The following is a 9167-nucleotide window of genomic DNA, read 5'->3' on the forward strand; positions in this document are numbered from 1 at the left end:
AAATGGTGATTACGCTTCTACTTCTTTTACTTCAACCAGGTGCTTCACTTTGAAGATCATCCCGCGGATTGCCGGATTGTCTTCTTTCACAACGGTTTGGTGAATTTTACGGAGACCCAGTGCTTTGACGGTATCCTTTTGATCGACGGTGCGGCCGATCAGACTGCGCTTGAGGGTGATTTGCAGTTTTGCCATGTTCATTCCCTCCTTATTAACCCAGCAACTCGTCAACAGTCTTACCGCGCAGTTTCGCGACTTCTTCCGCTGTTTTCAGGCGGCTGAGGCCTTCCAGCGTAGCGTTGACCATGTTGATGGGGTTGTTGGAACCGAGAGACTTGCTCAATACGTCGCCTACACCAGCAAGCTCCAGTACCGCGCGGACAGGACCGCCGGCGATGACACCGGTACCTTCGGAAGCCGGCTTGATCAGCACTTTGCCGGAGCCGAACTGGCACAGGACTTCGTGCGGAATCGTCGTTCCTTTCAGCGGTACGCGGATCAGTTTTTTCTTAGCGTCTTCAATCGCCTTGCGAATGGCGTCCGGAACTTCCTGCGCTTTCCCCATACCGGCGCCTACATGACCGTTGCGGTCGCCGACAACAACCAGGGCGCTGAAGCTCATGCGACGGCCACCCTTAACCGTTTTCGCGACGCGGTTAACGGCGACAACTTTTTCTTCCAGCTCTAATTTGCTAGGGTCGATACGCATTCCTTACCCTCCTTGTTGTTAGAATTGCAGGCCAGCTTCGCGAGCTGCTTCTGCCAGTGCTTTGATACGTCCATGATAAATGTAACCGCCACGGTCAAAGACCACTTCGGTCAGGCCTTTTTCCTTTGCGCGTTTTGCGATCAGTGTGCCGACTGCTGCAGCAGCTTCCACGTTTGCGCCGTTTTTCAGGCCCAGCTCTTTATCCAGCGAGGATGCGGCTGCCAGTGTGTGGCCGGCCACATCGTCAATCAGTTGAGCATAGATGTGCTTGGAAGAACGGAATACGTTCAGGCGCGGACGTGCGGCAGAACCTACGACGCGCTTGCGGATACGCAGATGACGTTTTTTCCGAGCTTTGTTTTTATCAGGTTTCGTAAACATTACGCGGCCTCCCTTCTCATGAAACTACGAAGCTTATTTACCCTTTTTGCCTTCTTTGCGGCGAACCACTTCATCGCTGTACTTGATCCCTTTGCCTTTGTACGGTTCAGGTTTGCGGATCGAGCGGATTTCGGCAGCAACCTGGCCTACGCGCTCCTTGTCGATGCCTTTTACCACCAGCGTGGTTTGGTTCGGTACTTCGATTTCGATCCCCTCTTCAGGAGTGATCTCTACCGGATGGGAGAAACCGAGAGAAAGCGTTACGCCCTTGCCGGACTTGGCGGCACGGTAACCGACACCCACCAGCTCCAGCGTACGGGAGAAGCCTTCGGATACGCCCGTTACCATGTTGGCGATCAGTGCACGCGTCGTACCGTGCAGGGAACGGTGCAGTTTGTTGTCGCTGGGACGTTCAACGATAACCTCGTTATCGCTGATGTTGATTTTCATATCCGGATGGAATTTACGAACAAGTGTACCCTTAGGGCCCTTTACCGTCAGCTCGGTACCGTTCAGAGTGAGGGTAACGCCTGCAGGGACCACGATCGGTTTTTTACCGACACGAGACATGTGGTGCACCTCCTGTGCTTTTCAATCTGTAATTACCAAACGTAAGCGAGAACCTCGCCGCCCACGTGTGCTTGGCGTGCTTGTTTGTCGGTCATCACGCCGGCAGACGTGGAGATCAGGGCAATGCCCAGACCGCCGAGAACTTTCGGGATCTCGGTGCTTTTCGCGTACACGCGCAGACCCGGTTTGGAGATACGCTTCAGACCGGTGATAACGCGCTCGTTGTTCGGGCCGTATTTCAGGAACACACGGATAATCCCTTGTTTGTTGTCTTCAACGAATTCCGCATCGCGAATGAAACCTTCTTCCTTCAGGATGCGAGCGATTTCCTTCTTGATGGTGGACGCCGGAATTTCCACTTTCTCGTGGCGAACCATGTTGGCATTGCGAATGCGGGTAAGCATATCTGCGATTGGATCAGTCATAACCATGAGAGAGAACCTCCTTCCCGTTTCAAATTACCAGCTTGCTTTTTTCACGCCAGGGATTTGGCCTTTATAAGCAAGTTCACGGAAGCAAATACGGCAGAGCTTGAATTTGCGCAACACGGAGTGAGGACGGCCGCAGCGCTCGCAGCGGGTGTAAGCGCGAACCGCAAATTTCGGTTTCCGTTGTTGCTTGACGATCATCGATTTCTTTGCCACATTCTTCCCTCCTTACGATGGGGTTTATTTACGGAATGGCATACCCATTTGAGTCAGCAGTTCACGTGCCTCTTCATCCGTTTTTGCGGAAGTGACGATGACGATGTCCATACCGCGAACCTTGTCGATCTTATCGTACTCGATCTCCGGGAAGATCAGTTGTTCCTTCAGACCGAGCGTGTAGTTGCCGCGACCGTCGAACGCTTTGGAAGAAACGCCGCGGAAGTCGCGCACGCGCGGAAGCGCAACGTTCATCAGTTTGTCGAGGAAGTGATACATGCGTTCGCCGCGCAGGGTTACTTTCGCGCCGATTGCCATGCCTTCACGCAGTTTGAAACCGGCGATGGATTTTTTCGCACGGGTTACGACCGGCTTTTGGCCAGCGATGGTTTGCAGATCTTCCACTGCGGAATCCAGCGCTTTGGCGTTGCCTACCGCTTCACCCACGCCCATGTTGATGATTACTTTTTCCACTTTCGGAACCTGCATGATGGAAGAGTAGTTAAACTTGCTCATCAGGCTAGGCACGATTTCTTTCAGGTATTTTTCTTTCAATCTTGCTGCCATCTAGGACATCCTCCTTTCCGATCTGACTACTTGTCGATAACTTCGCCAGATTTTTTCGCGTACCGAACTTTTTTACCGTTTTCCAGTACCTTGTAACCGATGCGAGTAGCTTTGCCGGTCTTCGGATCGATCAAGGATACGTTGGAAACGTGAATCGGTGCTTCTTGAGTTACAATGCCGCCTTGCGGATTGGTTTGAGACGGACGGGTGTGTTTTTTCACGAGGTTGATACCTTCAACCAGAACGCGCTCTTTCTTCGGATATGCAGCGAGAACGCGACCTTTTTTGCCTTTGTCTTTGCCCGCAATTACGATTACAGTGTCGCCTTTCTTTACGTGCATCGCTTGGTGCACCTCCTATCGAACAAACTACCTGAGTATTTCCGTTCAGATTAGATAACCTCTGGAGCCAGAGAGATGATCTTCATGAAATCTTTCTCGCGGAGTTCACGAGCCACCGGTCCAAAGATACGGGTACCGCGAGGAGATTTGTCTTCACGGATGATAACCGCTGCGTTTTCGTCAAAACGGATGTAGGAACCGTCCGGGCGGCGAACGCCACGTACGCTGCGTACCACAACCGCTTTTACTACTTGACCTTTCTTGACAACGCCGCCGGGTGTTGCGGATTTAACGGAGCACACGATTACGTCACCGATGTTCGCCGTTTTGCGACCGGAACCACCCAGAACCTTGATGCACATAAGTTCTTTTGCACCGGAGTTGTCAGCAACAGCCAATCTCGTCTGAGTTTGGATCATTTACTGTTCCTCCTTTCGGATGTGTTTACCCGAAAATCTAGCTTATACGATTACTGCCTCTTCGACGATGCGTACCAAGCGGAAGCGCTTGTCTTTGGACAGCGGACGAGTTTCCATGATTTCCACGATGTCGCCCACTTTTGCCGTGTTGTTCTCGTCGTGAGCCTTGAACTTCTTGGAGTACTTCACGCGCTTGCCGTACAGCGGGTGCTTTTTGTAGGTCTCAACCAAAACCACAATGGTTTTGTCCATTTTGTCGGAAACGACACGACCTACCATCGTTCTACGCATATTGCGTTGTGCGGTCATTGTTCCAACCTCCTTCCTTTAATTAGCCGATCCCCAATTCTCTTTGGCGCAGGATGGTTTTCGCACGTGCGATATCCTTACGTACTTGCTTGATGCGAGCCGTGTTTTCGAGTTGACCGGTAGCCAACTGGAAACGAAGGTTGAACAACTCTTCTTTCAAAGAGGCGATGTTTTGTTCGATCTCGGCAGTGGTCAAATTGCGGAACTCATTAGCCTTCATGTGCGTCACCACCCACTTCTTCACGCTTCACGAACTTGCACTTGATCGGCAGTTTGTGCATGGCCAAGCGCATAGCTTCGCGAGCGGTTTCTTCAGGTACGCCGGCAAGTTCGAACATGATCTTGCCAGGCTTCACTACCGCTACCCAGTGCTCAGGAGAACCTTTACCGGAACCCATCCGTACTTCCAGCGGCTTTTGCGTAACTGGCTTGTCAGGGAAGATTTTGATCCATACTTTACCGCCACGGCGGATGTAACGGGTCATCGCAATACGGGCAGCCTCGATTTGACGGTTGGTCACCCATGCCGGCTCCAGTGCTTGCAGACCGTATTCACCGAATGCAACAGTGGTGCCGCCTTTTGCGTTACCGTGCATTTTGCCACGATGTTGTTTGCGGTGTTTCACGCGTTTCGGCATCAACATGATTACTTGCCTCCTTCCTCAGTAGCGACGTTCTTTTTCGTCGGAAGGACTTCTCCGCGGTAGATCCACACTTTTACGCCGATACGACCATAGGTGGTGTGAGCTTCAGCCGTGCCGTAGTCGATGTCAGCGCGCAGCGTGTGAAGCGGAACCGTGCCTTCGCTGTAACCTTCGGAACGTGCGATGTCAGCACCGCCGAGACGACCGCTGACCAGTGTTTTGATCCCTTTCGCGCCTGCACGCATGGTACGAGAGATGGCCTGCTTTTGCGCACGACGGAAAGAAATGCGGTTTTCCAGTTGACGAGCGATATTTTCAGCTACCAGGGTAGCATCCAGATCCGGTTTTTTCACTTCGTTGATGTTGATGTGAACGCGCTTGCCGGTCAGCTCCGTCAGCGATTTGCGCAGAACCTCAACTTCCGCACCGCCCTTACCGATTACCATACCAGGCTTAGCGGTGTGAATCGTTACGTTCACGCGGTTCGCTGCGCGTTCGATTTCAATGGTGGATACAGCAGCATCTTTCAGACGCCCTTTGATGAATTTGCGGATTTTCAGGTCTTCGTGCAAGAGCGTAGCGAAGTCCTTGTCAGCGTACCATTTGGACTCCCAGTCGCGGATAATGCCAATGCGAAGACCAACCGGGCTTACCTTTTGACCCACACGTAATCCCTCCTTATTTCTCGTTTAATACCACGGTGATGTGGCTGGTGCGTTTATGGATGCGGCTAGCGCGACCCATAGCGCGCGGACGGAAACGCTTCAGCGTCGGACCTTGGTCGACGAAGATTTTGCTCACCACGAGGTTGTTCGGATCCATCTCGTAGTTGTGCTCAGCGTTAGCGATAGCCGATTTCAGGAGTTTCTCAACAACGGGAGAAGCCGCTTTCGGCGTGTGCTTCAGGATCGCCAGCGCTTCACCCACCTGCTTGCCTCGAATCAAGTCAACCACCAGGCGAACTTTACGAGGAGCGATGCGAATATAGCGAGCAACTGCTTTAGCTTCCATCTTTGTACCTCCTCTCTGTCAAGAGAAAATTAGCGCTTCTTGGATTTCTTGTCGTTGTCGACGTGACCCTTGAAGGTACGAGTTGGTGCAAATTCACCCAGTTTATGACCAACCATGTCTTCCGTTACGTATACCGGTACATGCTTGCGGCCATCGTACACGGCAAACGTGTGTCCGACGAATTCCGGGAAGATGGTCGAACGGCGAGACCAGGTTTTAATCACGCGCTTCTCGTTTTTTTCGTTCAGCTCAACAACTTTTTTCATCAAGTGGTCATCCACGAAAGGACCTTTCTTCAAGCTGCGTCCCATAAGTGAACCTCCCTTCGCCAAAGGCGTTCGGTTAATTGTCTAAAGCCGGCCTTACTTCTTGCGGCGGCGAATAATGTACTGATCGGATTTGTTTTTCTTCTTGCGGGTTTTGAGACCCAGAGTAGGTTTACCCCAAGGCGTAACAGGCGCTTTGCGACCGATCGGAGCGCGGCCTTCACCACCACCGTGCGGGTGATCGTTCGGGTTCATTACGCTACCGCGAACAGTCGGACGGATACCCAGCCAGCGGGAACGACCTGCTTTACCGATGTTGATCAGCTCGTGGTCGAGGTTGCCGACTTGACCGATGGTTGCGCGGCAGTTGTTGTGAATGCGGCGAGTCTCACCGGAAGAGAGACGTACGATGACGAAATCGCCGTCACGGCCGAGCAGTTGAGCGGATGCGCCGGCTGCGCGAACCAGTTGGCCGCCTTTGCCAGGTTTCAGCTCGATATTGTGGATCGTCGTACCAACCGGAATGTTTTCCAGCGGCAGAGCGTTACCGATTTTGATGTCGGCATTCGGACCGGAGATGATCTCGTCGCCTACTTTCAGACCCAGCGGCGCGATGATGTAGCGCTTTTCGCCGTCCACGTAGTTGATCAGCGCGATGTTGGCGGAACGGTTCGGGTCGTACTCGATGGAAGCTACGCGGCCTACGATGCCGTCTTTGTTGCGTTTGAAGTCGATGATGCGATATTTGCGTTTATGACCGCCACCTTGATGACGAACGGTGATTTTCCCTTGGTTGTTGCGGCCTGCTTTTTTGGTCAGGGGCGCCAACAGGGATTTTTCAGGAGTCGACTTGGTGATCTCCTCGAAAGTAGAAACCGTCATTTGGCGACGACCAGGAGAAGTCGGTTTAAACTTTTTGATACCCATGTAAATTCCCTCCTTTTCTGTAGCCGTCGGGGTTATACACCTTCGTAGAACGTCAGCTCTTTGCTGTCTTCAGTCAGCTTAACGATCGCCTTTTTCCACTCGGAGGTGTAACCGGAGTATTTGCCGTAGCGCTTCGGTTTCGCAGGAACACGCATGGTGTTGACTGCCGCCACTTTCACGCCGAACACTTTCTCAACCGCTTGCTTGATCTCGGTTTTGTTCGCTTTGAGAGGTACTTCAAACACGTACTTCTTCTCTGCCATCATGTCAGTGGTGCGCTCCGTAATGACAGGGCGCTTGATGATGTCGTGAAGGCTCTTCATTAGGCGAGCACCTCCTCTACTTTCGCAACCGCATCTTTCGTTACGATTACTTTGTCGTGCGCCACCAGGTCGAGAACGTTAATGCCAGCAGCATCTACGAACTTCGCACCCGGGATGTTGCGGGAAGAGAGCGCTACGTTTTGATCGAATTCGGACGTTACGATCAGCACTTTGCGATCTACTTTCAGGTTGTTCAGGACAGCCTTCATATCCTTGGTTTTCGGAGCCGGGATATTCAGCGCGTCCAGAACCAGCAGTTCGTTGTTTTGCACTTTCGCGGACAGCGCGGATTTCAGCGCCAGACGACGAACTTTGCGGTTCAGTTTGTATCCGTATTTACGCGGAGTCGGACCAAATACGACACCGCCGCCTTTCCATTGCGGAGCGCGAATGGAACCTTGGCGGGCACGACCCGTACCTTTTTGGCGCCACGGTTTGCGGCCACCACCACTTACTTCAGAACGGTTCTTTACATCGTGAGTGCCCTGGCGTTGGGAAGCTTGCTGCATCACGATTGCGTCGAAGAGCACAGCGTTGTTGGGTTCGATGCCGAATACGCTGTCAGCCAGCTCGATTTCGCCCACTTGAGAACCGGCTTGGTTGTAAAGAGCTACTTTTGGCATGTCAGTTCCTCCTTTCCTTACTTGTTCTTCTTGACTGCCGTGGATACTACAACGTAGCTGTTTTTCGGGCCAGGCACGGAGCCTTTTACCAGAATCAGGTTGCGATCCGCATCTACCTTGATGATCTCCAGGTTTTGGATGGTTACGTTGTCGCCACCCATTTGACCCGGCAGGGTTTGACCCTTGAATACGCGGTTCGGAGCGATCGCACCGAGAGAACCAGGTCCACGATGGTAACGGGAACCGTGAGCCATCGGACCGCGGGCTTGGTTGTGGCGCTTGATGGCACCTTGGAAACCTTTCCCCTTGGTTACTCCGGCAACGTCTACGAATTCTCCTTCGGCAAAAATGTCAGCTTTCAGTTCTTGACCAACCTCGTAATCTGCGAGGTTTACTCCGCGAATTTCGCGAATGAAGCGCTTAGGTGCAGTGTTTGCTTTCGCTGCGTGTCCTTTTTCCGGTTTGTTTGCACGCTGTTCTTTCTTGTCTTCGAAGCCGAGTTGGATCGCTTCATAGCCATCGTTCTCTTGATCCTTCTTTTGCAGAACGACGCAAGGACCAGCTTCGATAACCGTAACAGCGATGGCTGCTCCGTTCGGACTAAAAACTTGCGTCATGCCAAGTTTTTTCCCTAAGATTCCTTTGGTCATGTGTGCCACCTCCTGTACTTATCTCCAAAAAACATTCGTGTTGTATCAAGTCCCTGCCGATGCGCAGGGGTGCCGTTTACGGGGTTTGAAGACTTGGTATATCGCGTTCGTTAAGACAACGCCCGCGCGTGTATCACTTTTACAAGCTTACAGTTTGATCTCGATGTCCACACCGGACGGCAGATCCAGACGCATCAGAGCGTCAACCGTTTGCGGCGTCGGGTTCAAAATGTCGATCAAACGCTTGTGCGTACGCATTTCGAACTGTTCACGAGAGTCTTTGTACTTGTGAACAGCGCGGAGAATCGTGTAAACCGCTTTTTCCGTCGGAAGCGGAATCGGACCGGATACGCTGGCACCGGAACGCTTCGCGGTGTCTACGATTTTCTCAGCAGACTGATCGAGGATTTTGTGATCGTACGCCTTTAAACGAATACGAATCTTTTGTTTTGCCATTTTAGTCCCTCCTTTTTCGCCCATTTTATAAACGGACATTTCTCCGTGGAAATATCCTGCACCCCGGTCATGGCAAAGGGGCCGGGTGTGTCAGCAACCTCCCACATCATCGCAAGTCCATGACCAACATTCAATATTGTACTAAAATGCACTGGGCAACGCAAGTTTTTTCTTGCCGCACAAGGGATTTTCCTGCTTTCCTCCGTCCCGCTGCCCACCTGCGCGCCGGTGCGTTCTCGTACAACATGAGCCCGGATATCGACTCACTTTGACCATCTTACCCAATTTCCCCGTGTGAACGCAAGCGGGATCGGCTGGCAATGGAAT

20 protein-coding genes are annotated in these 9167 nt (G+C 52.3%); all 20 read right to left on the minus strand.

What is annotated here, in order from left to right; translation table 11 throughout:
• Nucleotides 1-9: 9 nt before the first annotated feature.
• On the minus strand, nt 10-195 hold the full coding sequence (rpmD, locus tag M516_RS0122115; RefSeq protein ID WP_029101052.1) for a 50S ribosomal protein L30: 186 nt from the start codon (nt 193-195) through the stop codon (nt 10-12).
• A 16-nt stretch (nt 196-211) separates the two neighbouring features.
• Complete coding sequence (rpsE, locus tag M516_RS0122120; RefSeq protein ID WP_029101053.1) at nt 212-709, minus strand: 30S ribosomal protein S5; 498 nt, start codon at nt 707-709, stop codon at nt 212-214.
• 18 nt (nt 710-727) lie between these two features.
• On the minus strand, nt 728-1090 hold the full coding sequence (gene rplR, locus M516_RS0122125; protein ID WP_029101054.1) for a 50S ribosomal protein L18: 363 nt from the start codon (nt 1088-1090) through the stop codon (nt 728-730).
• Between the two features lie 33 nt (nt 1091-1123).
• Nucleotides 1124-1660 (minus strand): 50S ribosomal protein L6, encoded by a 537-nt coding sequence (gene rplF / locus M516_RS0122130; protein ID WP_029101055.1) that lies wholly within the window; start codon nt 1658-1660, stop codon nt 1124-1126.
• 32 nt (nt 1661-1692) lie between these two features.
• The gene (rpsH, locus tag M516_RS0122135) at nt 1693-2091 is read right to left on the minus strand and encodes a 30S ribosomal protein S8 (protein ID WP_029101056.1); all 399 of its coding nucleotides are present in this window, start codon (nt 2089-2091) and stop codon (nt 1693-1695) included.
• A gap of 27 nt (nt 2092-2118) precedes the next feature.
• Entirely contained in the window at nt 2119-2304 is a 186-nt protein-coding gene (locus tag M516_RS0122140) for a type Z 30S ribosomal protein S14 (protein WP_019123526.1), read from the minus strand.
• Between the two features lie 24 nt (nt 2305-2328).
• Nucleotides 2329-2871: a 50S ribosomal protein L5 gene (gene rplE, locus M516_RS0122145; protein WP_029101057.1), complete on the minus strand. Its 543-nt coding sequence runs from the start codon at nt 2869-2871 to the stop codon at nt 2329-2331.
• A gap of 26 nt (nt 2872-2897) precedes the next feature.
• Nucleotides 2898-3212, minus strand: a complete 315-nt coding sequence (rplX, locus tag M516_RS0122150) for a 50S ribosomal protein L24 (protein WP_029101058.1) — start codon at nt 3210-3212, stop codon at nt 2898-2900.
• Between the two features lie 50 nt (nt 3213-3262).
• Nucleotides 3263-3631, minus strand: a complete 369-nt coding sequence (rplN, locus tag M516_RS0122155; RefSeq protein ID WP_029101059.1) for a 50S ribosomal protein L14 — start codon at nt 3629-3631, stop codon at nt 3263-3265.
• Nucleotides 3632-3673: 42 nt separating this feature from the next.
• Nucleotides 3674-3940: a 30S ribosomal protein S17 gene (rpsQ, locus tag M516_RS0122160; protein WP_029101060.1), complete on the minus strand. Its 267-nt coding sequence runs from the start codon at nt 3938-3940 to the stop codon at nt 3674-3676.
• A gap of 22 nt (nt 3941-3962) precedes the next feature.
• Nucleotides 3963-4160: a 50S ribosomal protein L29 gene (rpmC, locus tag M516_RS0122165; RefSeq protein WP_029101061.1), complete on the minus strand. Its 198-nt coding sequence runs from the start codon at nt 4158-4160 to the stop codon at nt 3963-3965.
• Nucleotides 4150-4584: a 50S ribosomal protein L16 gene (rplP, locus tag M516_RS0122170; RefSeq protein WP_029101062.1), complete on the minus strand. Its 435-nt coding sequence runs from the start codon at nt 4582-4584 to the stop codon at nt 4150-4152. The genes rpmC and rplP overlap by 11 nt, the downstream gene beginning before the upstream one ends.
• A gap of 2 nt (nt 4585-4586) precedes the next feature.
• Complete coding sequence (rpsC, locus tag M516_RS0122175) at nt 4587-5249, minus strand: 30S ribosomal protein S3 (RefSeq protein WP_029101063.1); 663 nt, start codon at nt 5247-5249, stop codon at nt 4587-4589.
• Nucleotides 5250-5262: 13 nt separating this feature from the next.
• The gene (gene rplV / locus M516_RS0122180; RefSeq protein WP_029101064.1) at nt 5263-5595 is read right to left on the minus strand and encodes a 50S ribosomal protein L22; all 333 of its coding nucleotides are present in this window, start codon (nt 5593-5595) and stop codon (nt 5263-5265) included.
• 29 nt (nt 5596-5624) lie between these two features.
• Nucleotides 5625-5906 (minus strand): 30S ribosomal protein S19, encoded by a 282-nt coding sequence (gene rpsS / locus M516_RS0122185; protein ID WP_029101065.1) that lies wholly within the window; start codon nt 5904-5906, stop codon nt 5625-5627.
• Nucleotides 5907-5957: 51 nt separating this feature from the next.
• Complete coding sequence (gene rplB, locus M516_RS0122190; RefSeq protein WP_029101066.1) at nt 5958-6788, minus strand: 50S ribosomal protein L2; 831 nt, start codon at nt 6786-6788, stop codon at nt 5958-5960.
• Nucleotides 6789-6820: 32 nt separating this feature from the next.
• A complete protein-coding gene (gene rplW, locus M516_RS0122195; RefSeq protein ID WP_029101067.1) occupies nt 6821-7111 on the minus strand; it encodes a 50S ribosomal protein L23 in 291 nt (96 codons plus the stop codon).
• Nucleotides 7111-7734 carry a 50S ribosomal protein L4 gene (gene rplD / locus M516_RS0122200; protein WP_029101068.1) on the minus strand — a complete coding sequence of 208 codons (624 nt, stop codon included), beginning with the start codon at nt 7732-7734 and terminating at the stop codon, nt 7111-7113. Before rplD ends, rplW begins: the two co-directional genes overlap by 1 nt.
• A 17-nt stretch (nt 7735-7751) precedes the next feature.
• Nucleotides 7752-8384 (minus strand): 50S ribosomal protein L3, encoded by a 633-nt coding sequence (rplC, locus tag M516_RS0122205; protein ID WP_029101069.1) that lies wholly within the window; start codon nt 8382-8384, stop codon nt 7752-7754.
• A 147-nt stretch (nt 8385-8531) separates the two neighbouring features.
• Entirely contained in the window at nt 8532-8840 is a 309-nt protein-coding gene (gene rpsJ / locus M516_RS0122210) for a 30S ribosomal protein S10 (RefSeq protein ID WP_029101070.1), read from the minus strand.
• Nucleotides 8841-9167 lie beyond the last annotated feature (327 nt).

The organism is Brevibacillus thermoruber 423 (assembly GCF_000454065.1).
GTDB lineage: Bacteria > Bacillota > Bacilli > Brevibacillales > Brevibacillaceae > Brevibacillus > Brevibacillus thermoruber.

Excerpts from the sequence above, each read along its gene's own strand:
- rplB (WP_029101066.1), bottom strand. The coding sequence starts at position 6,788 with ATGGGTATCAAAAAGTTTAAACCGACTTCTCCTGGTCGTCGCCAAATG.
- rpsQ (WP_029101060.1), bottom strand. The coding sequence starts at position 3,940 with ATGACCGCACAACGCAATATGCGTAGAACGATGGTAGGTCGTGTCGTT.
- rpsE (WP_029101053.1), bottom strand. The coding sequence starts at position 709 with ATGCGTATCGACCCTAGCAAATTAGAGCTGGAAGAAAAAGTTGTCGCC.
- rplX (WP_029101058.1), bottom strand. The coding sequence starts at position 3,212 with ATGCACGTAAAGAAAGGCGACACTGTAATCGTAATTGCGGGCAAAGAC.
- rplN (WP_029101059.1), bottom strand. The coding sequence starts at position 3,631 with ATGATCCAAACTCAGACGAGATTGGCTGTTGCTGACAACTCCGGTGCA.
- rpsH (WP_029101056.1), bottom strand. The coding sequence starts at position 2,091 with ATGGTTATGACTGATCCAATCGCAGATATGCTTACCCGCATTCGCAAT.
- rplE (WP_029101057.1), bottom strand. The coding sequence starts at position 2,871 with ATGGCAGCAAGATTGAAAGAAAAATACCTGAAAGAAATCGTGCCTAGC.
- rplW (WP_029101067.1), bottom strand. The coding sequence starts at position 7,111 with ATGAAGAGCCTTCACGACATCATCAAGCGCCCTGTCATTACGGAGCGC.
- rpmC (WP_029101061.1), bottom strand. The coding sequence starts at position 4,160 with ATGAAGGCTAATGAGTTCCGCAATTTGACCACTGCCGAGATCGAACAA.
- rplR (WP_029101054.1), bottom strand. The coding sequence starts at position 1,090 with ATGTTTACGAAACCTGATAAAAACAAAGCTCGGAAAAAACGTCATCTG.
- rplD (WP_029101068.1), bottom strand. The coding sequence starts at position 7,734 with ATGCCAAAAGTAGCTCTTTACAACCAAGCCGGTTCTCAAGTGGGCGAA.
- rplC (WP_029101069.1), bottom strand. The coding sequence starts at position 8,384 with ATGACCAAAGGAATCTTAGGGAAAAAACTTGGCATGACGCAAGTTTTT.
- rpsS (WP_029101065.1), bottom strand. The coding sequence starts at position 5,906 with ATGGGACGCAGCTTGAAGAAAGGTCCTTTCGTGGATGACCACTTGATG.
- rplP (WP_029101062.1), bottom strand. The coding sequence starts at position 4,584 with ATGTTGATGCCGAAACGCGTGAAACACCGCAAACAACATCGTGGCAAA.
- rpmD (WP_029101052.1), bottom strand. The coding sequence starts at position 195 with ATGGCAAAACTGCAAATCACCCTCAAGCGCAGTCTGATCGGCCGCACC.
- rplV (WP_029101064.1), bottom strand. The coding sequence starts at position 5,595 with ATGGAAGCTAAAGCAGTTGCTCGCTATATTCGCATCGCTCCTCGTAAA.
- rplF (WP_029101055.1), bottom strand. The coding sequence starts at position 1,660 with ATGTCTCGTGTCGGTAAAAAACCGATCGTGGTCCCTGCAGGCGTTACC.
- rpsJ (WP_029101070.1), bottom strand. The coding sequence starts at position 8,840 with ATGGCAAAACAAAAGATTCGTATTCGTTTAAAGGCGTACGATCACAAA.